This window comes from Arthrobacter sp. zg-Y179 (genome assembly GCF_020907345.1).
Taxonomy (GTDB): Bacteria; Actinomycetota; Actinomycetes; order Actinomycetales; family Micrococcaceae; genus Arthrobacter_B; species Arthrobacter_B jinronghuae.
In genome coordinates this window covers 94,373-117,064 of sequence record NZ_JAJJOB010000008.1, presented here as the reverse complement: position 1 = coordinate 117,064, position 22,692 = coordinate 94,373, and the positions used below count along the sequence as shown (strand labels likewise).

The window sequence follows — 22,692 nt, the reverse complement described above, 5'->3', positions numbered from 1 at the left end:
GGTAGACCGTGCCTGGTGCTTGGGTGGCGTGATCCGACGAAAGCGGGAGAAAAGAAAAACGGTTCCTGCGGCGGGAGCGGAGTCTGAGAGAGCGCTCTCTACGCGTCGGTTACAGGCTAGGAGTGATCTGCGCCACTGTCAAGAGAGCGCTCTCTGGACGTGCAAAAGCCGTCCCCGGGGCGGTCCGGGGACGGGTGCGGCGGTGCGGCCTTAGCGCCGGGTGCTGACGGTGACCGTGAACTTGGGGTTGCGGGCCACTTCACGGGTGGGACCGACCAGCCTGGCCAGGGCGGGCCGATACTGCAGGTGGCTGTTCCAAACGGTCCAGAGTTCGCCGCCCGGCTGCAGGACACGTCCGGCATCGGCAAAAAGCTTCAGGGCGATGCCGGCATGCACCGCAGCGCCGATGTGGAACGGCGGGTTCAGGACCACCAGTTCCTCCGAACGGTCCGGCAGCGGGCCCAGCGCATCGGCCCGGGTGACGACGGCGCGGTCCGCCACGCCGTTGGCGGCCAGGGTGCGGGCGGCGGAGGCCGCAGCAGCGGCTGACTGGTCGGTGGCCAGCACCGTGAGGTCCGGCCGGGTCAGTGCGAGGTAGGCGGCAATGGTGCCGCTCCCGCAGCCAAGGTCCACGGCGCGCCGGGCCGCGCGGGCCTGGGCCAGGTGCGGCAGCAGGAACCGGGTGCCGGGATCCAGTGCGGTTCCGCCGAACGCAGCGCCGTAGGCCCAGAGTTCCAGCGGCTGCGCCAGGCCGACGTCGTGCCGCTGGGAGACCGGGAAGGACGGTTCCGGGAGCTGCTCTGACGGAAGGGGCAAGCCGGCCGTCAGGACCCTGGATTTCTGCCGGCCGAGCCCGGCGGTGACGGAGCCGAAGTAGCGGGCGAGGACCTCGTTCATGGCCGGAGTCATGTGCTTGACCCGTCCGCCGGCGTAGACCGTGACATCCGGTGCGGCGTTGGCCGCGATCAACGCAGCGATCTCTTCCAGGGCGGCCAGCGAGCGGGGGAGCCGCAGCAGCACCAGGCGGGCATCTTCCACAAGCGGCGCCGTGAGGGAATGGTGGCTGAAAACGTCCGGCAGCTCCAGGTCCGCGGCGTTGGCATCAAGCGCCTGTTCGCCGCTCAGCGGATCCTGGTGGACACGCAGGCGTTGCAGTCCATGCCTGGCCGCGGCTCCGAGCGTGAGCGCGCCGTAGGAATCGCCGATGACGACGACGCCGGGCTGGTCCGGATCCGCTGCTGCGGAAAGGTCTGCTGCTGCCGTGTCCAGCAGAAGGGTGTCGGCGGCGTCCCAGGCCTGCAGGTTGGGGGCTTCGACGTCCGGCCTGCGGCGCAGCCGGGAAAAGTCGAAATCGGTCCGGCCCGGTGCGGGGTCAGTCACGGTCGATCCATTCTGTTCCGAGGGGGACCGGTTCGGAGGCTCCGGCGGTCAGGGAGGCGAGCCTGGCATGGAAGGCATCCAGGGCGTCGGGGGTGTCCGGCAGGGCAACATTGATGGAGGCGCCGGCGGCCGAATAATCGGTGCCCAGCACGCTGATGCCTGCGGTCCGGAGGTCGTTTTCCAACCGTCCGGCCGCGGAGTGTCCGGCCGGGATGCCGTAAAGCTGCATCCGCCGGCGCCGCAGCAGGGGAGCGGTGTCCAGGGCCGAGGAGACGGACTCGGAGTAGGCACGCACCAGCCCGCCCGCACCGAGCAGGATCCCGCCGAAGTAGCGGACGGTCACGGCAGTGATGTCACTGAGGTCGGTGGCTCCGTTGAAGGTCTCCCGCTTGGTGAGCGCTTCCAGCATCGGAATGCCGGCGGTGCCGGACGGTTCGCCGTCGTCGCTGGAGCGTTGGACCTCGCGCCGGGGGCCCAGCACGAAGGCGCTGCAGTGGTGCCGGGCGTCATGGAACTCGCGGCGCAGGTCCGCCACCAGGGCGCGCGCCTGCTCTTCGGTATCGGTGCGGCGCAGCACGGTGATGAAGCGTGAGCGTCGGATTTCAAGTTCAGCGCGGTGTTCACGGGCGACGGTGGTGTAGCGCCCCGCCGCCGCGTCGATATCGCTCACCCTTCCAGTCTAGTAGGCGGTTCCGGTCCGGGACGGCGGTAGGGTGGGGGCATGCTCAAGGTTGGACTCACCGGCGGGATCGCTGCCGGAAAATCCCTGGTCGCGCGGACCCTCGTTCAGTGCGGCGCCGTGCTGGTGGACGCCGATGCCCTGGCCCGTGAAGTGGTGGAGCCGGGCACGGAAGGCCTGGCCGCCGTCGTCGAGGCCTTCGGCCCCCAGATCCTGGCCGCTGACGGCTCGCTGGACCGTCCGGCGCTGGCCGCCGTGGTCTTCGGCGATGAGGAACGCCGTACGGTGCTGAACGGCATTATCCATCCGCTGGTCCGGGCGCGGGCCGCCCAGCTTGCGGCGGAGGCCCCGCCGGACGGGATCCTGGTCCAGGACATCCCGCTGCTGGTGGAAACCGGCCAGGCCGGGAACTTCGACTTCGTCGTCGTTGTCGAGGCACCCGAGGACGTGCGGCTGCAGCGCATGGTGCAGGACCGGGGGATGGATCCCGAGGCCGCACGCGCCCGCATCGCCGCGCAGGCAACTCCCGAACAGCGAGCGGAGGCGGCCGACGTCGTACTGCACAACACCGGCAGCCCCGAGGAACTGGTGGCCGCCGTACGCGGGCTCTGGGAGACCCGGCTGGTGCCGCTGAACGAGGCGCGGAGCCGGGCCGGGCGGTAGTTCAGCCCCTAGCAAAGCGGACCACGGCTGTCCGCATAGCGGAGTAGTTTTATAGGCATGAGTCTTGCGCAGGACATCAAGAGAGTCGTGGCACCGTTTGAGGTCATCAGTGACTACAAGCCCGCCGGTGACCAGCCCACCGCCATCAAGGAACTGGCCGAGCGGATCAACGCCGGAGAGAAGGACGTTGTCCTCCTGGGCGCCACCGGTACCGGTAAGAGTGCGACGGCGGCCTGGCTGGTGGAGCAGGTGCAGCGGCCCACGCTGGTGATGGTGCAGAACAAGACGCTGGCAGCCCAGCTGGCGAACGAGTTCCGGGAGCTGCTGCCCAACAACGCGGTGGAGTACTTCGTCTCCTACTACGACTACTACCAGCCCGAAGCCTATGTCCCTCAGACGGACACCTTCATCGAGAAGGATTCCTCGATCAATGAGGAAGTCGAACGCCTGCGCCACTCGGCCACCAACGCCCTGCTGACCCGGCGCGACGTCATCGTGGTGGCGACAGTGTCGTGCATCTACGGCCTGGGCACCCCGGAAGAGTACATCGAGGCAATGGTGACCCTGCGCCGGGGCCAGCAGATGAACCGTGATGACCTGCTGCGCCGCTTCGTGGCCATGCAGTATGTCCGCAATGACATGGACTTCCACCGCGGCACCTTCCGCGTCCGCGGCGACACCGTGGAAATCATCCCGATGTACGAAGAGAACGCGATCCGCGTCGAATTCTTCGGCGACGAGATCGAGAACATCTACACCCTGCATCCGCTGACCGGGGACGTCATCCACGAAGAGACGGAGATGTACGTCTTCCCGGCGTCGCACTATGTGGCCGGCGAGGACCGGATGCACCGTGCCATCCGCCAGATCGAGGATGAGCTCCAGGTGCGGCTGAAGGAACTGGAATCGCAGAACAAGCTGGTGGAAGCCCAGCGGCTGCGGATGCGCACCACCTATGACCTCGAAATGATGCAGCAGATGGGCTTCTGCAACGGCATCGAGAACTACTCGCGGCATATCGACGGCCGCGGCCCGGGCACCGCCCCGCACTGCCTGCTGGACTATTTCCCGGACGACTTCCTGCTGGTGGTGGACGAATCCCATGTCACCATTCCGCAGATCGGTGCCATGTACGAGGGCGACATGTCCCGCAAGCGCACCCTGGTGGACCACGGCTTCCGGCTGCCCTCGGCCATGGACAACCGGCCGCTGAAATGGGACGAGTTCCTGGAACGGATCGGCCAGACCGTCTACATGTCCGCCACCCCGGGCAAATACGAGCTGTCCAAGTCGGACGGCTACGTGGAGCAGATCATCCGCCCCACCGGCCTGGTGGATCCGCAGGTGGTGGTCAAGCCCAGCAAGGGCCAGATCGACGACCTTCTCGGCGAGATCCGCACCCGCACCGAACGGGACGAACGCGTGCTGGTGACCACGCTGACCAAGCGGATGGCCGAGGACCTGACCGGCTATCTGCTGGAGCACGGGGTCAAGGTGGAATACCTGCACTCCGACGTCGACACGCTGCGCCGCGTGGAGCTGCTCCGCGAACTGCGGATGGGCACCTTCGACGTGCTGGTCGGCATTAACCTGCTCCGGGAAGGCCTCGACCTTCCCGAGGTGTCCCTGGTCAGCATCCTCGACGCCGACAAGGAGGGCTTCCTGCGTTCCTCCACCTCGCTGATCCAGACCATCGGCCGTGCCGCCCGTAACGTCTCGGGCGAGGTGCACATGTACGCGGACCGGATCACCGATTCGATGGCCAAGGCCATCGATGAGACCAACCGCCGCCGCGAGATCCAGGTGGCGTACAACAAGAAGCACGGCGTGGACCCGCAGCCGCTGCGCAAGAAGATCGCGGACATCACGGACCAGCTGGCCCGCGAGGACGCCGACACCAAGGCCCTCCTGGCAGAGGCGGCCAAGCAGAAGACGAAGGGCAAGGGCAAGGGAGTCCGGAAGGACGGTCTGGCAGCTGCTCCCGCCGAGGACCTCACCAGCCTGATCGCGTCCATGACGGAGCAGATGCATGCCGCTGCCGCCGAGCTGCAGTTCGAGTTGGCTGCCCGGCTGCGCGACGAGGTGGGGGACCTGAAGAAGGAACTGCGGCAGATGCAGGCAGCCGGGCACGCCTAGGCGGGCGCCGGGTCCGGCAGACGGGAAATGTCGGAGGCCGGCGCTACGGTGGGACTATGCAGTCAACCTCCCCGCCGGTCCCGCCGGCACTTCCGGCAGCAAGTGCCACCTCCTGGTGGGAAATAGTTGCAGCCCTGGGCCCTTTGGCCGTTCTCCTTGCCGGGGCACTGACGTTTTTCATCGGCTGGAAGACACTGGAGCAGCGCCGGAAGGCAGATCAGCGCTCGGAATGGTGGACCCGCGCCCAGTGGGCCATCGAAGCTTCCCTGTCGGACGATCCCCGGCGGCAGGAGACGGGACTGGGCGTCCTGGACCTGCTGGCCCAGAGCGACCTTGCCGGAACCGAGGAAGCGGCTATTATAAGCATTGCGTGGGCACGCCCGCTGACGGCGATAGTGGACGCGACCGGCGATATGAGCCAGAATGAAAACATCACGAGCGCACCCGGAACGGAGGAGGCTGACGATGACAACAGCAGCACTGCCGCTGGCACGCGGTTCTAAGGCTCCCGCCGATCAGGCTGAACGCGATCGAGACCGCGAACGGGTGCAGATCCGGGCCGCAAGGCTCCGCCTCACCACCGACCGCAAGCTCGGCAAGCCCACCCCGGAATGGGTCCGGAAACTCGCTGACCGTCCGCTCTAGCGGTCCCTAAGACAAACAAAAGGAAGGTCCCCGGTACACCGGGGACCTTCCTTTCTCTATGGTCCCTACGCGTCCTGGCCGCGGACCATGCCGAGCAGGCGGTCGAAGATGGCCTCGCCGTCGTCGGCAATGCCGTCGTGGTGGAAATCGGCGGTTTCCCAGACCTGCAGTCCCTTCACGGCGCCGGCTGTCTCCAGGGAGAGGTCCCGGTCCACGTAAATGTCGTCCGTGTAGACTGCGGCGGCCACGGGCACGGCGTTCCGGGCCAGTTGGCCGGTGTCGTAGAGGGGACCCCAGTCGGATTTGCTGGCCAGCAGTTCTGCTGTGTCGCGAAGCGGGACGAGTGCCGGATCCTCGTCGAAGTACCAGGGGTAGACCATCTCACCGGTGAAGAGCGGCTCGGGGGCCGTGGGCTCGAACTCGGGGAAGGACTTCAGCACGCGCTCCGCGGCCCAGTTGGTGGCTTCGCCCTGGCCGTAGATGGACTCGTGCATCACCGCGTACAGCGGATTCGCCGCCCGGCTGACCAACCCGTGGACGGCCTCCAGGAAGGTGTCGGAAAGACGTTCCCCGGCCGGGGCGGGAACGAAGGCTTCCTGCAGCAGGTAATGCAGGCCGTCCACCCGGGTGTTGCCGCCCAGATAGGAGCCGGCCATCTGGAAACGCCGTACGCTCAGCCGCTCCCCGGTGGGAAGGAATTCCGGGACGGACTCGAGGTGCCGGGCAATCCGCGTAGTGGTTTCCCGGTCCTCGGGGTACCGGGAGAAATACTCGGCGTTGCGTGCAGCCACCCGCCGGAAGGTTGCCTCGTAGACCCGGTCGGCCGGACCGGTCAACGGTGCCAGCCCGCCGGTCACCAGGCATTCCTTCAATCCCTCGGGAGCAAGGGACAGGTAGGTTAGGGTGCAGAACCCACCGTAGCTCTGCCCGTACGTGCTCCACGGTCCGGAGCCGAGGGCCTGCCGGATCAGCTCAGCGTCCGCCACAATCGAGTCCGCCCGGAAATGGGTCAGGTACGCGGCCTGCGCCGCGGCGTCTCCGCGCAGCGGCAAAGTCTGCCGGTCCGCCGGAGTGGAGAGCCCGGTCCCGCGCTGGTCCAGCATCAGGATCCGGAAGTGCTTGGCAGCAGCCTTCGTCCAGCCGCCGAACTGCAGCAGCCGGTTGCCCTTGCCGCCCGGACCGCCCTGCAGGTACAGCAGCCACGGCAGCAACTGCGCTTCGGCGGCGGGCTGTTCGGCGTCGACGTATTCGCGGGCAAAGACGGTAATGGTCTCGCCCTCCGGTACTGCGTGGTCCAGCGGCACCGTGAACCAGTGGTCCGTCACGTTCATGCCGCGCACCGGGTACGTGCGCGACGCCGTGTGCGGAACGGCCGCCGTCACTTCGCCGCCTCCGGGGAGGCACCGAAGGAGGCCAGCGCGTCCCCGGTGAGCCGGAAGGTGGTCCAGTCGTCCTGCGGGACGGCACCCAGGGATTTGTAGAAGCCGATGGAGGGCTCGTTCCAGTTCAGCACGCACCACTCGACCCGGGCGTAGCCGCGCTCGACGGCGGTTTCCGCCAGTGTGCGCAGCAGCGCCTTCCCGATGCCCCTGGCCCGCGCTTCGGGCCGGACATAGAGGTCCTCAAGGTAGATGCCGTGCACGCCCTCCCACGTCGAGTAGTTCAGGAACCAGAGGGCGAAGCCCTGCACCGCCCCCCGGTCCACCGCCACATGGGCGAAGACGGCCGGATGCTCGCCGAAGAGGTTCGCTTCCAGCGCCTCAACGGTGTTCTTCACCGCGTGCGGCTCTTTTTCGTAGATGGCCAGGTCATGGATCAGCTCGAGGATGACGGGGACGTCTTCCCGGCGTGCGGGACGGATCTGCATGATGCCCAGCCTAATCCAGCCGTCCGGCGGTGATCACCTTGATGACGGGGCTGCCGGCGTCGTCCGACGCGGCCAGGTCCACTTCCGCGGTGATGCCCCAGTCCAGGTGGTTGGCCGGGTCCTTGAAGATCTGCCGGACTTCCCATTTGCCGGGCAGTTCCTTGATGATCAGCAGGTTCGGGCCGCGGCCGTCGGGGCCGTCGTCGATGTCCTCGTGTTCTTCGAAGTACGCGTCCAGGACCTCGGCCCAGCGGTCGGCGTCCCAGCCGGCATCGCCGTCGAGCTCTCCCAGGGCGCGGTCGTCCTCGTCGGCAAAGAGCTTTACCCGGGAGAACATCTCGTTGCGGACCATGACCCGGAAGGCCCGCACATTGGCGGTCAGTCGGTCCGGAACCGGCGGAAGCACCGGTTCGTTCGAAGCATCGGGGTTGATGCCGTTGGTCAGCTCCTCCCATTCGTCCAGCAGCGAGGAATCGGTCTGGCGGACCAGTTCGCCCAGCCACTCGATGATGTCTTCCAGGTCTTCGCGCAGCCGTTCCGGCGGGACGGTGTGCAGCAGGGCCTTGTAGGTGTCCGAGAGGTAGCGCAGCAGCACGCCTTCGGAACGGGCCAGCGAGTAGAACTGCACGTATTCGCCGAAGCTCATGGCCCGCTCGTACATGTCCCGGACAATCGACTTGGGGCTGAGCTCAAACTCGCCCAGCCAGGGGGCACCGGAACGGTACACCTCGAAGGACTGCTCCAGCAGCTCGGCCAGCGGCTGCGGATAGGTGACTTCCTCCAGCAGGGCCATCCGCTCGTCGTACTCGATGCCCTGGGACTTCATGGCCGCGATCGCCTCGCCGCGGGCCTTCTTCTCCTGGGCGGAGAGGACCTGCCGGGGCTTTTCCATGATCGCCTCGATCACGGACACCACGTCCAGGGCGTAGGACGGGCTCTCCGGATCCAGGATCTCCAGGGAGGCCATGGCAAACGGGGACAGCGGCTGGTTGAGGGCGAAGTTCGGCTGCAGGTGCACCTTCAGGCGGACGGTGCGGCCGTCGGCGTCGGGCTCGGGCAGCACCTCCACAATGCCGGCGGTCTTCAGCTCCCGGTAGATGCTCAGGGCCTTCTTCATCAGGGCCAGCTGGGAGGACCGGGTCTCGTGGTTGTTCGTTAGCAGTTTCTTGGCCGCTGTGAACGGGTCACCCGGACGCTCCAGCAGGTTCAGCAGCATGGAGTGGGTGATGTTGAAGCTGGAGGTCAGCGGCTCCGGGGTGCCGTCCACCAGCTTTTCGAAGGTGGGCTTGCCCCAGGACACAAAACCGGCCTGCGGTTTCTTCTTCACCACCTGGCGCAGCTTCTTCTGGTCGTCGCCGAACTTCGCCTGCGCCTTGGCCATGGCCTTGACGTTTTCGATCACGTGTTCCGGTGCCTGTACGACGACGGTGCCCGCCGTATCGTAGCCGGCCCGCCCGGCGCGTCCGGCAATCTGGTGGAACTCGCGGACCTTCAGGGGCCGGGTGCGCGTGCCGTCGTACTTGGACAGGGCAGTGATCAGCACGGTGCGGATGGGCACATTGATGCCGACGCCCAGGGTGTCGGTGCCGCAGATGACCTTCAGCAGGCCGGCCTGCGCCAGCTGCTCCACGAGGCGGCGGTACTTGGGCAGCATGCCGGCATGGTGCACGCCGATGCCGTGCCGGACCAGCCGGTTCAGCGTCTTGCCGAAGCCGGGGGCGAACCGGAAGCCGGCAATCAGCTCGCCGATCCGGTCCTTTTCCTCGCGGGTGCAGACATTGATGCTCATCAGGGCCTGGGCCCGGTCAATGGCTTCGATCTGGGAGAAGTGCACCACGTAGACCGGGACCTGCTTGGTGGCCAGCAGCTCCTCGAGGGATTCCTGGACCGGGGTCTCCACGTAGTAGTAGTGCAGGGGGATGGGCCGCTGCACGGAGGACACCGTGACGGTGTCGCGGTTGGTGAGTTCACTGAGCTCGTTCGCGATCCGGGTCATGTCACCCAGGGTGGCGGACATCAGCAGGAACTGTGCCTGAGGCAGTTCCAGCAGCGGAACCTGCCAGGCCCAGCCGCGCTGCGGGTCCGAGTAGAAGTGGAACTCATCCATGATGACGGTGCCCAGATCGGCGTCGGGGCCTTCGCGCAGGGCAATGTTGGCCAGGATCTCCGCTGTGCAGCAGATGATCGGGGCGTCCTTGTTCACCGAGGAGTCACCGGTGACCATGCCGACGTTCTCGGCGCCGAAGATCTCGCACAGTGCGAAGAACTTCTCCGACACCAGGGCCTTGATGGGCGCCGTGTAGTAGCTGCGCTCATCGTGCGCCATGGCGTGGAAGTGCGCAGCAATCGCCACCATGGATTTACCGGACCCGGTGGGGGTGGCCAGGATGACGTTGTTCCCCGTCACCAGCTCCATCACTGCCTCGTCCTGCGCCGGGTACAGCGACATGCCCCGGCTCTCCACCCACTCCAGGAAGGACGTGTAGGTCTCGTCGGGATCGATGGTGCGGGTGCTGGACGGGCCGGAGGCAAGCTGCTCAAGAAGTTTCATGTCCATACCAGACTAACGGGGACGTGCCGGTCCCGTTTTCCGCCGGCTGCGGCGGGTAGGCTCGGGCGCATGAAATGGGACCCGGAAAAGTACACACAGTTCTCCTCGCACCGCGACCGTCCGTTCTTCGACCTCACGGCCCGGGTAGCGGCGTCTTCCCCGGTCCGGGTGGTGGACCTTGGCTGCGGCACAGGGGCCCTCACCGCCTCGCTCGCGGCCCGCTGGCCGCAGGCGCAGGTCACCGGCGTCGACTCCTCGCAGGAGATGGTCGACTCGGCCCGGGCGCTGGAGGGCGCGCCGTCGAACCTGGACTTCGTGCAGGGACGGATCGAGGACTGGGAACCGGAGCCGGGCACGGACGTGGTGGTGTCCAACGCCGCACTGCAGTGGGTGCCGGGCCACCAGGAGCTCCTGCGCCGGTGGGCCAAGCAGCTCGACGACGGCGCCTGGCTTGCCGTGCAGGTGCCGGGCAACTTCACCGCACCCTCGCACGTGCTGATGAGGGAGCTGGCGGCGAGCGCCGCCTGGGCCCCGAAGCTGGAGGGGGTGCTGCGCCATGCCGACGCCGTGGGCGAACCCGAGGACTACCTTGCCCTCTTCACCGAGGCCGGATTCGAAGCGGACGTCTGGGAGACCACTTACTCCCAGGTCCTGCCCGGCGTGGACCCGGTCCTGGAATGGGTGCGCGGCACCGCCCTGCGTCCGGTCATCGACGCCTTGTCCGCCGAGGACTTCGCCGCCTTCGAAACGGAATACGCGGCGCTGCTGCGCCAGGCCTATCCGCAGCACTCCTGGGGCACCGTTTTCCCGTTCCGGCGCCTGTTTATGGTGGGGCGGAAGACGGCCTAGCGGCGCGCCCTAACGGTAACGAGCGCGGCGGCTACCAGCCGCGTTCCTTCCATTCCCGCAGGTGCGGACGCTCGGCGCCCAGCGTGGTGCCGGCGCCGTGACCGGGGTGCACCACCGTGTCATCGGGAAGATAATCGAACACACGTTCGAATACATCCCGGTACAGCTGCGCAAACCGTTCCGGATCCTTCTGCGTGTTGCCCAGCCCGCCGGGGAAGAGCGAGTCCCCGGTAAACAGGTGGGCCGGACCATGCGGGTCACGGTAGAGCAGGGCAACGGATCCCGGTGTGTGGCCGCGCAGCGAGATCGCCTCCAGCTCGAAGTCGGGGAACGTGCCGGTGTCCCCGTGCTCCAGGGGAACAAGCGTGGGTACCTCAATGTCGGGGATGTCCGCCGTGCCGGCCGCGGTCTTCGCGCCGGTGGCAGCCGCCGTTTCGGCGAGCGCCCGGACGTGGTCCCAGTGGCTGTGCGTAGTGATGATCAGTTCAAGCTTCGCCGGCACTGCCGCGTCCTGCGCACCTTCGGCCAGCAGCCGCTGGATGGCGGGGAAGTCGGCGGCGGCATCGATAAGCACCTGAGCACCGGACGCCTTACCGGTGAGCAGGTAGACGTTGTTGTCCATCTCGCTGACGGACACGCTGCGGATAGTGATGTTCTCCAGGTCTTCCATTCCGCCAGTCTAGCGATCCGGCCCCGCACCCGACCCGGGGGCAGCAGTCGTACCCGGGTATTGTCTGCGCTCGCGGACGGGCGTACGTTGCAAGGATGCTTCTGAGGCTGGTCCGGGAAAACCTGGCCCCCTATAAAGGCGCCGTGGCCGCCGTCGTTCTCCTGCAGCTGCTGCAGACCGTTGCCACGCTGTATCTGCCCACACTGAACGCCGACATCATTGACCGCGGCGTGGTTACCGGGGATACGGACGTCATCATGCAGGTGGGCGGCTGGATGCTTGCCGTCACGGCGGGCCAGGTCCTGTGTTCCGTCTCCGCCACCTATCTGGCGTCGCGGGTGGCCATGAGCGCCGGCCGCAACATCCGGGCGGCCCTGTTCACCAATGTGGAGACCTTTTCCTCCCGGGAAGTCGGACTGTTCGGCCCGCCGTCGCTGATCACCCGGACCACCAATGACGTGCAGCAGGTGCAGATGACCCTGCTGATGACGTTCACCATGATGGTTTCGGCTCCCATCATGGGTGTGGGCGGGGTGCTGCTGGCCCTGAACCAGGACATACCGCTCTCCGGCATCCTGCTGTTGATCCTGCCTGCACTGTTCCTGGTGATCGGACTGGTGCTGAAGCGCCTGATTCCCCTGTTCCGGCGGGCCCAGCGGCAGATCGACCGGGTCAACTCGGTCCTGCGGGAACAGATCATGGGAATCAGCGTCATCCGCGCGTTCATCCGGGAGCACTCCGAGCAGGACCGCTTCGCCGGGGCGAACAGGGACCTCACCTCCACACAGCTGCGGGTGAGCCAGCTGCTGGCCCTGCTGTTTCCCGCCGCCATGCTGGTCGCCAACCTGGCAACAGTCGCAGTGATCTGGTTCGGCGCCTTCCGGATCGACGCCGGTCAAATGCAGATCGGTGCACTTACGGCATTTATCGCGTACATCATGCAGATCCTGATGGCGGTGATGATGTCCATGTTCATGATCATGATGCTTCCCCGTGCAGCCGTCTGTGCCGAACGTATCTTCGAAGTGCTGGATACCCGTACCAGCGTTGCGGATGCCCCCGGGGCGGGGGAACTGGCGTACGACGGCGGGAGGCTCACCTTTACCGACGTCGGGTACAGCTACCCGGGCGCCGAGGACCCGGTGCTGTTCAACCTCAGCTTCGAGGCCCTGCCCGGGGAGACCACGGCCATCATCGGTTCCACGGGGGCGGGGAAGACCACGCTGCTCAGCCTGGTTCCGCGGCTGCTCGACTCCACGTCCGGCAGCATTGCCGTCGACGGGCAGGACATTGCCGGGGTGACCCTGTCCTCGCTGCGCCGCGGCATCGGGCTGGTGCCGCAGCGTGCCTACCTCTTCAGCGGCACCATCGCCTCGAACCTGCGCTTCGGCCGGCCGGACGCCACCGACGCTGAACTCTGGGAGGCCCTGGAGACCGCCCAGGCGGCTGACTTCGTCCGGGCGGCGGAGGGAGGACTGGACCATCAGGTGGAACAGGGCGGGGCCAACTTCTCCGGGGGGCAGCGGCAGCGTCTCGCGATTGCCCGGGCACTGGTGGTCCGGCCGTCCATCTACCTCTTCGACGACAGCTTCTCCGCGCTCGACTTCGCCACGGATGCCCGGCTCCGGGCGGCGCTGAGGCCGCAGACCCGGGATGCCACGGTAATTGTCGTGGCACAGCGGGTAAACACCATTACCGATGCCGCGAAGATCCTGGTGCTCGAAGAAGGGCGGATCGTGGGGCAGGGAACCCATGCGGAGCTGATGGCTTCCTCGGACACCTACCGGGAGATCGTCGCTTCGCAGCTGACCGCAGAGGAAGTGGCATGAGTACGCCGGGGGTACGGGGGCGCCCGGGAGCTGCCGCAACCGTCAAGCCGGAGAACTTCGCCGCCAGTGTCCGTCGGATCCTGGTGCTGATGGCACCGGACCGGATACGGGTAGCGGCGGTACTGGTTGCCGCCGTCGTCTCCGTGGCGCTCGCCGTCAGCGCGCCCCGGATCCTCGGGGAGGCCACCAACGTCATCTTCGACGGCTTCATCGGCCAGGGCCTGCCCGCAGGGATGTCGAAGGAAGCCCAGGTACAGGCACTGCGGGACTCGGGGGAGCGGCAACTGGCGGACATGCTCGCGGCGATGGATGTGGTCCCGGGACAGGGACTGGACTTCGGGAGACTGGCGGGGATCCTGCTCGGCGTGCTGGGGATCTACCTGGCGGCCTTCGCCTTCGGCTGGTTCCAGGCACGGGTGACCGCCCGCATTGTGCAGAACGCCATGTACCGGCTGCGCCGCGACGTCGACGGCAAACTGTTCCGGCTGCCCATGTCCCACTTCCAGCAGCAATCGCGGGGAGACGTCCTCAGCCGGGTCACCAACGACATCGACAACCTTGCCCAGACCCTCTCGCAGAGCCTGACCCAGATCATCACCTCGGTCCTGACGATCGCGGGCGTGCTGGCCATGATGGTTTCCATCTCCCCGCTGCTGGCACTGATCGCCGTGATTACCGTGCCCGTCTCGGCCCTGGTCACCGTCCTCATTGCCCGGCGCTCGCAGGCAGAGTTCAAGACCCAGTGGAAGTCCACCGGCGAGGTGAACGGCTATATCGAGGAAATGTTCACCGGACAGGACGTGGTGAAGGCCTTCGGCCAGCAGGAGCGGGTCATCGAAGGCTTTGCCCCCGCCAACAACCGTTTGTACCGCTCCGCCTTCCGCGCCCAGTTCGTCTCGGGCATCATCATGCCGGCCATGATGTTCATCTCGAACCTGAATTATGTGGCCGTGGCGGTCGTGGGCGGACTGCAGGTTGCCGGCGGCCAGCTGTCCATCGGCGGCGTGCAGGCCTTCGTCCAGTACAGCCGCCAGTTCAGCCAGCCGCTGGGACAGCTCGGCGGGCTGATCAACATGCTCCAGTCCGGCGTCGCCTCCGCCGAACGGGTGTTCGCCCTGCTGGACGCGAAGGAGCAACAGCCGGACCCGTCCCGGCCCGAACACCTGAAGGCAGTGCGGGGACGGGTGGCCTTCGAGGACGTCTCCTTCAGCTACAGCCCCGATGCGCCGTTGATCCGGAACCTGTCCTTCACCGCGGAGCCCGGGCAGACCGTGGCCATCGTGGGGCCCACCGGCGCCGGCAAGACCACCCTGGTCAACCTGCTGATGCGCTTCTACGAGGTGGACGCGGGCCGCATCACCATCGACGGGGTCGACATTGCCCGGCTCCGCCGCGGGGAACTGCGCAGCCACATCGGCATGGTGCTTCAGGATGCCTGGCTGTTCGAGGGGACGGTGCGGGAGAACCTGGCCTACGGCGCACCCGGCGCCACGGAGGAACAGATTGTCGAGGCGGCGCAGGCCACCCACGTGGACCACTTCGTCCGGTCCCTCCCGGAGGGCTACGACACCGTGCTCGGCTACGACGGCGGGGCGCTGAGCCAGGGCCAGCGGCAGTTGCTGACAATCGCCCGGGCCTGGCTTTCGGACCCGTCCATCCTGGTGCTGGACGAAGCGACCAGTTCCGTGGACACGCGCACCGAAATCGCCATCCGGCTGGCAATGAACGCCCTGCGGCAGGACCGCACCAGCTTCGTGATTGCCCACCGCCTGTCCACCATCCGGGACGCGGACATCATCCTGGTGGTGCGGGACGGGCAGATCGTGGAGCAGGGAACGCACGAGGCACTGCTGGAGGCCGAGGGCTTCTACACCGAGCTCTACCGCTCCCAGTTCGCCGGGCCCGCTCAGGAGGCTTCGGCGGATGTCGCCGGGCCGGACGCGGGCGGGGTATCGGCGCCTGCCGATCCGGCCGGGCACTAGCATTGCATCATGACGTCTGACACAACCCCCGTACCCGAAGCGCCTCCTGCCGGCAACGACCCCGGCGTGCTGGCAGGAGTCCGGATCGACGCCGCCAGCTCGGTTCCGCCCTACGAACAGCTGCGCCTGCAGATCCTGGACGCCGTGAACGAGGGGCGCCTCGCCATCGGGACCCGGCTTCCACCGGTGCGTGCACTGGCCGGACACCTCGGACTGGCAGTCAACACGGTGGCGAAAGCCTACCGGGAGCTGGAGCAGGCGCAGGTGGTCACCACGCGGTCCCGAGCCGGCACGGTTGTCGCGGCGGGCGGCGACACCGGCCGCGGCCGGGTGGCGGAAGCTGCCGCCGCGTATGCCGCGGCAGTGCGGGCCAACGGCGTTTCGGATGACGACGCCGTGTCCCTCCTGCGGGCGGCGCTGCAGTAATCCGAAACCAACGCTCCAGCTTGCGATTCTGCGCCTGGCGTCTTCCCGCTAGACGGCACCCTCCCGCATACCCGCTGCAATAGCACCCTCGCAGCACAGCATCCCACCCGGTGGTGCTGCTGATGCTGGTGGGATCCCACGAGGCACCAGCCGCCACAAACCGTGGGACCGCGTGCGCGTACGATCCATCCCCGGCAGCTTCAAAGGCATGCAGCCAGGAAGCCTGGAAGCCGTTCCGCTTCGCCCGCGGCGAAACCCGGGGGGTCGAATACTTTTTCGAATCGGCGTTTGAACTACAGTGGAAAACGTGCCTAAATCGACTCCTCCGACGGCTGACACCACGTTCGTGCCGCATAAAGCCAATGACCTTTCCCGCCTCGTAGTGAAAGGTGCGCGCGAGCACAACCTCCGCAACGTTGACCTGGACCTGCCGCGGGACGCCATGATCGTGTTCACCGGCCTGTCCGGCTCGGGCAAATCCTCCCTGGCGTTCGACACCATCTTTGCGGAGGGCCAGCGGCGCTACGTCGAGTCCCTGTCCGCCTACGCGCGCATGTTCCTCGGCCAGGTGGACAAGCCCGACGTCGACTTCATCGAGGGCCTTTCGCCCGCCGTCTCGATCGACCAGAAGTCCACCAGCAAGAACCCGCGGTCCACGGTTGGCACCATCACTGAGATCCACGACTACATGCGCCTGCTCTGGGCCCGTGTGGGGCGGCCCTTCTGCCCGGTCTGCGGCGAGCCCGTCAGCCGGCAGACGCCGCAGCAGATCGTGGACCAGCTCCTCGAACTGGAAGAAGGAACCCGCTTCCAGATCCTTGCCCCGGTGGTCCGCGGCCGGAAGGGCGAATTCGTCGACCTGTTCAAGGAACTCGCCGCCAAGGGCTACTCCCGTGCCCGGGTGGACGGCAAGCAGATCCAGCTGTCCGATCCGCCGAAGCTGGGCAAGCAGTACAAGCACAACATCGAAGTGGTCGTGGACCGCCTGGTGGCCAAGGACGGCATCCGGCAGCGGCTCACGGACTCGGTGGAAACCGGACTTGGCCTGGCCGACGGGCGCGTGGTGGTGGACTTCGTCGACATCCCCGAGGACAGCAGCGAACGTACCCGCACCTTCTCCGAGAACCTCGCCTGCCCGAACGAGCATCCGCTGGCCATCGACGAAATCGAACCGCGGTCCTTCTCCTTCAACAACCCGTTCGGGGCCTGCCCGGTCTGCACCGGCATCGGCTCCCGGCTGGAAGTCGATGAGGACCTGATCATTCCGGATCCGTCCAAGTCCCTGGCCGAGGGCGCCATCGCCCCGTGGTCCCTGGGCACCGCCACCACCGAGTACTGGAACCGGCTGCTCGACGGCCTGGCCAAGGACATGGGCTTCTCCATGGACACCCCCTGGAAGAAGCTCCCGGCCAAGGTGCGCGAGGCAGTGCTCAACGGCAAGGACCACAAGGTCGTGGTCCAGTACCGGAACCGTTTCGGCCGCGAACGCAAGTACAGCACCGGCTTTGAAGGCGTCATCCAGTACATCCACCGCAAGCACGGGGAAACCGAATCGGACCACGCCCGCGACCGGTACGAAGAGTACATGCGGGAAATCGCCTGCCCCGAGTGCGGGGGAGCGCGGCTGAACCCGGCCTCCCTGTCCGTGCTGATCAACGGCCGCAACATTGCCGAAATCAGCGCCCTGCCCCTGCGTGAAGCCGCAGATTTCCTCAACACCCTGGTCCTCACCGGACGCGAAGCACAGATCGCAAACCAGGTGCTGAAGGAAATCCAGGCCCGCCTGACCTTCCTGCTCGACGTCGGCCTCGAATACCTGAGCCTGAACCGCCCGGCAGCCACGCTGTCCGGCGGCGAGGCCCAGCGCATCCGCCTGGCCACGCAGATCGGCTCCGGTCTCGTCGGCGTGCTGTACGTCCTCGACGAGCCGTCCATCGGCCTGCACCAGAAGGACAACCGGCGCCTGATCGATACCCTGATCCGGCTGCGCAGCCTGGGCAACACCCTGATCGTGGTGGAGCACGACGAGGACACCATCCAGGAAGCGGACTGGATTGTCGACGTCGGCCCCGGCGCCGGAGAGCGCGGCGGCGAGGTTGTGCACTCCGGACCGTTGGCCGAGCTGCTCACCAACGAGCGCTCCATCACCGGCGCCTACCTCTCCGGCCGGAAGAAGATCGAAATCCCGGCGAAGCGGCGCAAGGTGGACAAGTCCCGCCAGCTGAAGATCGTAGGTGCGCGGGAAAACAACCTGCAGAACCTGAACGTGGATGTTCCGCTGGGCGTCTTCACCGCCGTGACGGGTGTCAGCGGTTCCGGCAAATCCACGCTGATCAACGACATCCTCTACAAGACCATGGCGAACAAGCTCAACGGCGCCAAGCACGTCGCCGGGCGGCACACCCGGGTGGAGGGCCTGGAACAGCTGGACAAGGTCATCCACGTGGACCAGAGCCCCATCGGACGGACGCCGCGGTCCAACCCCGCCACCTACACCGGGGTGTGGGACCACATCCGCAAGCTGTTCGCCGAGACCAACGAGGCGAAGGTCCGCGGCTACCTGCCGGGCCGCTTCTCCTTCAACGTCAAGGGCGGCCGCTGCGAGGCCTGCCACGGCGACGGCACGCTGAAGATCGAAATGAACTTCCTGCCCGACGTCTACGTGCCCTGCGAGGTGTGCCACGGCGCCCGGTTCAACCGGGAAACGATGGAGGTGCACTACAAGGGCAAGAACATCGCCGAGGTGCTGGACATGCCGATCGAGGAAGCAGCGGAGTTCTTCGCCGCCTTCGGCCCCATCTCCCGGCACCTCAACACCCTGGTGGACGTGGGGCTGGGCTACGTCCGGCTGGGCCAGCCCGCCACCACGCTCTCCGGCGGCGAGGCGCAGCGCGTGAAGCTCGCCAGCGAACTGCAGAAGCGCTCCAACGGCCGCAGCATCTACGTCCTCGACGAGCCCACCACGGGCCTGCACTTCGAAGACGTGCGCAAACTGCTGGAGGTGCTGCAGGGACTGGTGGACAAGGGCAACACCGTGATCACCATCGAGCACAACCTTGACGTCATCAAGAGCGCCGACTGGATCATCGACCTCGGCCCCGACGGCGGCACCGGCGGCGGCAAGGTGGTTGCCTCCGGCACCCCGGAGAAGGTTGCCAAGGTAGAGGGCAGCCACACCGCGACGTTCCTGGCGGAGATCCTCAACTAGTAGTCAATTGAAGGCCGGTGGCCGTCCAAGCGGGCGGCGCCGGCCTTCGGCATGTCCGGCCCGGTCCCGGGGAATACGTGCCCGGGAGATATGCGCCGCCGGGCATACCTTTTTCCCTTAGGTCGCCCGGATATGCCAAACTTAGGCCCGTGACTTCTCCCCGGCTTTTGGTGCTCTTCGATCTCGATGGAACGCTGGTTGATCCTGCCGGTGCCATCACGGGCGGCATCCGTTCCGCCCTCACTGCCCACGGGCTGCCGCAGCCGTCAGAGGCGGACCTGTTCCGGATGGTCGGCCCCTCCCTGGTCACGTCCCTGCGTGAAATTGCCGGCGTTCCCCAGGACCGCCTGGAAGCGGTGATCCGCCACTACCGGCAGGGCTACCGGCAGACAGGCATGGCGCAGAGCCGGCCGTACCCGGGCATCCGGGAACTGGTGGAGAAACTGGGCACCGAGCACACCGTGGCCGTGGCCACCCAGAAACCCGAGCACTTGGCGGTGGAGCTGCTCGGGGTGCAGGGGATGGGCACCCTTTTCGCTTCCGTGCACGGCTCTCCGGCAGACGAGCAGGCCGCAGCCGCGCTCGACGGCAAGGCCGGCATCATCCGCGCCGCCCTGGACCGGCATGCGGGCTCCTATGACCGTGCCGTCATGATCGGGGACCGCCGGCACGACTGCGAGGGAGCCGCTGCCAACGGAATCGGCTGCATCGGTGTCTCCTGGGGCTTCGCTGCCGCCGGCGAGCTCGAAGCGGCGGGGGCCGCCGTCGTCGTTGACACCGCGGAAGAACTGGCCGATGCTGTGCTGGCCTATGCACAGAACGGAGCAGCACTGAATGGTTCTGTATAACCTGACCCGCGCAAGCACCCGCGGGCTTGTCGCCGGTCTCTGCCGGCCCACGATCACCGGGCTTGAGCACGTTCCGGCCAGCGGCCCCTTCATTGTCGCCTGCAACCACCAGTCCTTCCTGGACAGCGTCCTGGTCCAGGCCCTGCTGCCCCGCCGCGTGGGTTTCTTCGCCAAGGCCGAATACTTCACCGGTACCGGCCTCAAGGGACTCGCGATGAAAAGCTTCTTCGAAGGCGTCGGGTCCATTCCGGTGCAGCGCGACCAGCAGGCGGCCAGCGTTGCGGCGCTAAAGACCCTGCTGGACATCCTCGAGGAGGGCGGCGGCGTCGGGATTTACCCCGAAGGCACCCGCTCCCGCGACGGGCTGCTTTACCGCGGCCGCACCGGCGTGGGCTGGCTGGCACTGACCTCAGGGGCGCCAGTGGTGCCGGTGGGGCTCATCGACACCGACAAGCTGCAGCCCGCCGGCAAGAAAACGGTCAAGCCCGGGCACTTCACCCTGAAGGTGGGGCAGCCGCTGTACTTCCAGAAGACCGGTCCCGAGCATGCACTGCCGGCCCGCCGCCAGGCCACCGACCGGGTCATGGACGCCATCGCCGAACTCAGCGGCCAGCAGCGCTCGGACAGCTACAACCGGAACCGGCCGGAGGGGTAGCCAGGCGTCCGGGCGCTCCTACAACTGCGTCATACGGACCCGGGAGGTCCAGGCTTCCCCGTCCCAGTACCGGAACGGTGCAACACCTTCGGGATCCGGATAGAAGCAAAGCCGGAGCCCCCCGGACCCAGTCGCCTCAGACCCTATAACGAAAGCCGGGCAAACACGCGCACCGGAGCCGGAAGCGGCAGGGTCTGTTCAGCGCCCCGCGAAACCCCGAGCCGCCGTCCGGGTCCGGAGAAAGGCGAACGTAGGATGGAGAGGTGGCAGATCCAGCAACCTACCGGCCGAAAACAGGGGAGATCCCCACGGCCCCGGGCGTATACCGCTTCCGGGACGAGCACGGCCGGGTCATCTACGTGGGCAAGGCGAAGAACCTCCGCTCCCGCCTGAACTCCTATTTTGCGAACCCGCGCGGGCTGATGCCCAAGACCCGGGCCATGGTGCATACCGCGGCCGGCGTCGAGTGGACGGTGGTCGGCACCGAGCTCGAAGCTCTGCAGCTGGAGTACACCTGGATCAAGGAATTCAACCCCCGGTTCAACATCATGTTCCGGGACGACAAGTCCTACCCCTATCTGGCCGTAACCATGGGGGAGAAGTACCCCCGCGCCCAGGTCATGCGCGGGGACCGGCGTAAGGACACCCGCTACTTCGGGCCCTTCTATCCGGCCAAGGCCATCCGGGAAACCCTGGACACGCTGCTCCGGGTCTTCCCCGTCCGCACCTGCAGCAGCGGCGTCTTCAAGCGCGCCGAGCGCACGGGCCGTCCCTGCCTGCTCGGCTACATCGACAAGTGCTCCGCCCCCTGCGTCGGACGGATCAGCCCCGAGGACCACCGCGACCTGGCCGCGGAACTCTGCGACTTCATGGCCGGCGAGGGCAAGCGCTTCATCTCCAGCCTGGAGAAGGAAATGCAGGCCGCCGTCGCCGAACTGGACTACGAGACCGCCGCCCGGCTCCGCGACGACATTTCTGCCCTGCGGAAAGTATTCGAACGCAACAACGTGGTCCTCAGTGAAGACACCGACGCCGACATCTTCGCCCTGGAGGAGGATGAACTCGAGGCATCGGCCCAGGTGTTCCATGTCCGCGGGGGGCGCATCCGCGGCCAGCGCGGCTGGGTGGTGGAGAAGGTCGAGGACAACGACACGGCGGATCTCGTGGAGCACCTCATCCAGCAGGTCTACGGCGAGGCGAACTCCACCGACCGCATTCCCCGCCAGGTCCTCGTCCCGGTGCTGCCGCCGGACGCCGAGGAACTCGCCGAGTGGCTGGGCGGCCTGCGCGGGGCGCGCGTGGACATCCGGGTGCCCATGCGCGGCGACAAGAAGGCCCTGATGGAGACCGTTGCCCGCAACGCCGCCGATGCCCTGCGGCTGCACAAGAGCCGCCGGGCCGGGGACATCACCACCCGCTCCGCCGCACTGCAGGAACTGCAGGAGGCCCTGGACCTGCCCTCGCCGCCTTTGCGCATCGAGTGCTACGACATTTCCCATGTGCAGGGCACCAATGTGGTTGCCTCCATGGTGGTGGCCGAAGACGGCCTGCCGAAGAAATCGGACTACCGCAAGTTCTCGATCACCGGCGACGCCGCCCGGGACGACACGTCCTCCATGTACAACGTCATTTCCCGGCGTTTCCGCAATTACCTGGCGGAGAACGCGGATCCCGCCGCCGACCCCGACGCACCGGCGGACCTGCCCGACGAGCGCGGCGGCGACGGCGACGTCCAGCCGTTGACCGACACCCTCACCCCGGCGCCCAGGGCGAAGTTCGCCTACCCGCCGAACCTGGTGGTGGTGGACGGCGGCCAGCCCCAGGTCGCGGCGGCGTCCAAGGCCCTCGCCGATCTGGGCATCACCGACGTGCAGGTGGTCGGACTGGCCAAGCGCCTCGAGGAGGTCTGGGTTCCGGACAGCGACTTCCCGGTGATCCTCCCGCGCGCCTCCGAGGCGTTGTTCCTGCTCCAGCGCGTCCGGGATGAGGCACACCGCTTCGCCATCACCTTCCACCGGCAGAAGCGGGGCAAGTCCATGACCGCATCCTTGCTCGATGATGTGCCCGGACTGGGACCGTCCAAGCGGCAGGCGCTGCTCAAGCACTTCGGGTCGGTGAAGAAGCTGCGTGCCGCCACCGAGGAGGAACTCCTGGAAGTGCCGGGCATCGGCCCCGCCATGGCTGCCAGCCTGCGCAGCCGCCTGGCCGACAAGGAAACGGCGGGAGCTCCGGCCGTCAATATGGCCACCGGCGAAATCCTGGAAACTTAGTTAGGCTTGGGAACCGGCGTGTCGGCTTCGAACC

19 protein-coding genes are annotated in these 22,692 nt (G+C 67.0%); 12 read left to right on the top strand and 7 right to left on the bottom strand.

All coding sequences use genetic code 11. From position 1 onward, the window contains the following. Positions 1-210: 210 nt before the first annotated feature. Complete coding sequence (locus LOC56_RS09185) at positions 211-1,380, bottom strand: class I SAM-dependent methyltransferase (protein WP_229951971.1); 1,170 nt, start codon at positions 1,378-1,380, stop codon at positions 211-213. Beyond that, the gene (locus LOC56_RS09180; protein WP_229951970.1) at positions 1,373-2,050 is read right to left on the bottom strand and encodes an IMPACT family protein; all 678 of its coding nucleotides are present in this window, start codon (positions 2,048-2,050) and stop codon (positions 1,373-1,375) included. The genes LOC56_RS09185 and LOC56_RS09180 overlap by 8 nt, the downstream gene beginning before the upstream one ends. 51 nt (positions 2,051-2,101) lie before the next feature. Here LOC56_RS09180 and coaE point away from each other — a divergent pair, with 51 nt between their 5' ends. The 4 genes from coaE to LOC56_RS09160 are packed head-to-tail and all read left to right on the top strand — an operon-like array spanning position 2,102 to position 5,503. Beyond that, positions 2,102-2,722: a dephospho-CoA kinase gene (gene coaE, locus LOC56_RS09175; protein ID WP_331460925.1), complete on the top strand. Its 621-nt coding sequence runs from the start codon at positions 2,102-2,104 to the stop codon at positions 2,720-2,722. Between the two features lie 57 nt (positions 2,723-2,779). After that, positions 2,780-4,858: an excinuclease ABC subunit UvrB gene (gene uvrB / locus LOC56_RS09170; protein WP_229951969.1), complete on the top strand. Its 2,079-nt coding sequence runs from the start codon at positions 2,780-2,782 to the stop codon at positions 4,856-4,858. A 56-nt stretch (positions 4,859-4,914) separates the two neighbouring features. After that, positions 4,915-5,361 carry a hypothetical protein gene (locus LOC56_RS09165; protein ID WP_229951968.1) on the top strand — a complete coding sequence of 149 codons (447 nt, stop codon included), beginning with the start codon at positions 4,915-4,917 and terminating at the stop codon, positions 5,359-5,361. Further along, positions 5,324-5,503 carry a hypothetical protein gene (locus tag LOC56_RS09160; protein WP_229951967.1) on the top strand — a complete coding sequence of 60 codons (180 nt, stop codon included), beginning with the start codon at positions 5,324-5,326 and terminating at the stop codon, positions 5,501-5,503. The genes LOC56_RS09165 and LOC56_RS09160 overlap by 38 nt, the downstream gene beginning before the upstream one ends. Positions 5,504-5,568: 65 nt before the next feature. Here LOC56_RS09160 and LOC56_RS09155 read toward each other — a convergent pair whose 3' ends face one another. From LOC56_RS09155 to LOC56_RS09145, 3 genes are read right to left on the bottom strand one after another with little or no spacing between them, the layout of a single operon-like run. Further along, on the bottom strand, positions 5,569-6,834 hold the full coding sequence (locus LOC56_RS09155) for an alpha/beta fold hydrolase (protein ID WP_229952249.1): 1,266 nt from the start codon (positions 6,832-6,834) through the stop codon (positions 5,569-5,571). Positions 6,835-6,881: 47 nt separating this feature from the next. Continuing rightward, on the bottom strand, positions 6,882-7,373 hold the full coding sequence (locus tag LOC56_RS09150) for a GNAT family N-acetyltransferase (RefSeq protein WP_229952248.1): 492 nt from the start codon (positions 7,371-7,373) through the stop codon (positions 6,882-6,884). A 7-nt stretch (positions 7,374-7,380) separates the two neighbouring features. Further along, positions 7,381-9,921: a DEAD/DEAH box helicase gene (locus tag LOC56_RS09145; RefSeq protein WP_229952247.1), complete on the bottom strand. Its 2,541-nt coding sequence runs from the start codon at positions 9,919-9,921 to the stop codon at positions 7,381-7,383. 69 nt (positions 9,922-9,990) lie between these two features. Here LOC56_RS09145 and LOC56_RS09140 point away from each other — a divergent pair, with 69 nt between their 5' ends. Then, on the top strand, positions 9,991-10,770 hold the full coding sequence (locus tag LOC56_RS09140) for a trans-aconitate 2-methyltransferase (protein ID WP_229951966.1): 780 nt from the start codon (positions 9,991-9,993) through the stop codon (positions 10,768-10,770). Between the two features lie 31 nt (positions 10,771-10,801). Here the strand turns inward: LOC56_RS09140 and LOC56_RS09135 are convergent, their stop codons facing one another. Beyond that, positions 10,802-11,440, bottom strand: a complete 639-nt coding sequence (locus tag LOC56_RS09135; RefSeq protein ID WP_229951965.1) for an MBL fold metallo-hydrolase — start codon at positions 11,438-11,440, stop codon at positions 10,802-10,804. A 95-nt stretch (positions 11,441-11,535) separates the two neighbouring features. On the opposite strand from LOC56_RS09135, the gene LOC56_RS09130 reads away from it, so the two are divergent. The 6 genes from LOC56_RS09130 (at position 11,536) to LOC56_RS09105 (ending at position 20,388) form a co-directional block, all read left to right on the top strand. Continuing rightward, positions 11,536-13,269 (top strand): ABC transporter ATP-binding protein, encoded by a 1,734-nt coding sequence (locus LOC56_RS09130; RefSeq protein WP_229951964.1) that lies wholly within the window; start codon positions 11,536-11,538, stop codon positions 13,267-13,269. Continuing rightward, complete coding sequence (locus tag LOC56_RS09125) at positions 13,266-15,251, top strand: ABC transporter ATP-binding protein (protein ID WP_229951963.1); 1,986 nt, start codon at positions 13,266-13,268, stop codon at positions 15,249-15,251. The genes LOC56_RS09130 and LOC56_RS09125 overlap by 4 nt, the downstream gene beginning before the upstream one ends. Before the next feature lie 9 nt (positions 15,252-15,260). Further along, positions 15,261-15,677 carry a GntR family transcriptional regulator gene (locus LOC56_RS09120; protein WP_229951962.1) on the top strand — a complete coding sequence of 139 codons (417 nt, stop codon included), beginning with the start codon at positions 15,261-15,263 and terminating at the stop codon, positions 15,675-15,677. Positions 15,678-16,023: 346 nt separating this feature from the next. Continuing rightward, entirely contained in the window at positions 16,024-18,885 is a 2,862-nt protein-coding gene (gene uvrA, locus LOC56_RS09115) for an excinuclease ABC subunit UvrA (protein WP_229952246.1), read from the top strand. Positions 18,886-19,034: 149 nt separating this feature from the next. Then, positions 19,035-19,733 carry an HAD hydrolase-like protein gene (locus LOC56_RS09110; RefSeq protein ID WP_229951961.1) on the top strand — a complete coding sequence of 233 codons (699 nt, stop codon included), beginning with the start codon at positions 19,035-19,037 and terminating at the stop codon, positions 19,731-19,733. Next, positions 19,720-20,388 carry a lysophospholipid acyltransferase family protein gene (locus tag LOC56_RS09105; protein ID WP_229951960.1) on the top strand — a complete coding sequence of 223 codons (669 nt, stop codon included), beginning with the start codon at positions 19,720-19,722 and terminating at the stop codon, positions 20,386-20,388. Before LOC56_RS09110 ends, LOC56_RS09105 begins: the two co-directional genes overlap by 14 nt. Before the next feature lie 18 nt (positions 20,389-20,406). Here LOC56_RS09105 and LOC56_RS16395 read toward each other — a convergent pair whose 3' ends face one another. Beyond that, positions 20,407-20,535: a DUF2510 domain-containing protein gene (locus LOC56_RS16395; RefSeq protein WP_442860097.1), complete on the bottom strand. Its 129-nt coding sequence runs from the start codon at positions 20,533-20,535 to the stop codon at positions 20,407-20,409. A 116-nt stretch (positions 20,536-20,651) separates the two neighbouring features. Between LOC56_RS16395 and uvrC the strand changes: the two genes are divergently transcribed. After that, positions 20,652-22,658, top strand: a complete 2,007-nt coding sequence (uvrC, locus tag LOC56_RS09100; RefSeq protein WP_229951959.1) for an excinuclease ABC subunit UvrC — start codon at positions 20,652-20,654, stop codon at positions 22,656-22,658. Positions 22,659-22,692: the final 34 nt, after the last annotated feature.

Coding starts and splice junctions, on each gene's coding strand:
- coaE (WP_331460925.1), top strand. CDS start 2,102: ATGCTCAAGGTTGGACTCACCGGCGGGATCGCTGCCGGAAAATCCCTG.
- uvrB (WP_229951969.1), top strand. CDS start 2,780: ATGAGTCTTGCGCAGGACATCAAGAGAGTCGTGGCACCGTTTGAGGTC.
- LOC56_RS09165 (WP_229951968.1), top strand. CDS start 4,915: ATGCAGTCAACCTCCCCGCCGGTCCCGCCGGCACTTCCGGCAGCAAGT.
- LOC56_RS09160 (WP_229951967.1), top strand. CDS start 5,324: ATGACAACAGCAGCACTGCCGCTGGCACGCGGTTCTAAGGCTCCCGCC.
- LOC56_RS09155 (WP_229952249.1), bottom strand. CDS start 6,834: ATGAACGTGACGGACCACTGGTTCACGGTGCCGCTGGACCACGCAGTA.
- LOC56_RS09145 (WP_229952247.1), bottom strand. CDS start 9,921: ATGAAACTTCTTGAGCAGCTTGCCTCCGGCCCGTCCAGCACCCGCACC.
- LOC56_RS09140 (WP_229951966.1), top strand. CDS start 9,991: ATGAAATGGGACCCGGAAAAGTACACACAGTTCTCCTCGCACCGCGAC.
- LOC56_RS09135 (WP_229951965.1), bottom strand. CDS start 11,440: ATGGAAGACCTGGAGAACATCACTATCCGCAGCGTGTCCGTCAGCGAG.
- LOC56_RS09130 (WP_229951964.1), top strand. CDS start 11,536: ATGCTTCTGAGGCTGGTCCGGGAAAACCTGGCCCCCTATAAAGGCGCC.
- LOC56_RS09125 (WP_229951963.1), top strand. CDS start 13,266: ATGAGTACGCCGGGGGTACGGGGGCGCCCGGGAGCTGCCGCAACCGTC.
- LOC56_RS09120 (WP_229951962.1), top strand. CDS start 15,261: ATGACGTCTGACACAACCCCCGTACCCGAAGCGCCTCCTGCCGGCAAC.
- LOC56_RS09105 (WP_229951960.1), top strand. CDS start 19,720: ATGGTTCTGTATAACCTGACCCGCGCAAGCACCCGCGGGCTTGTCGCC.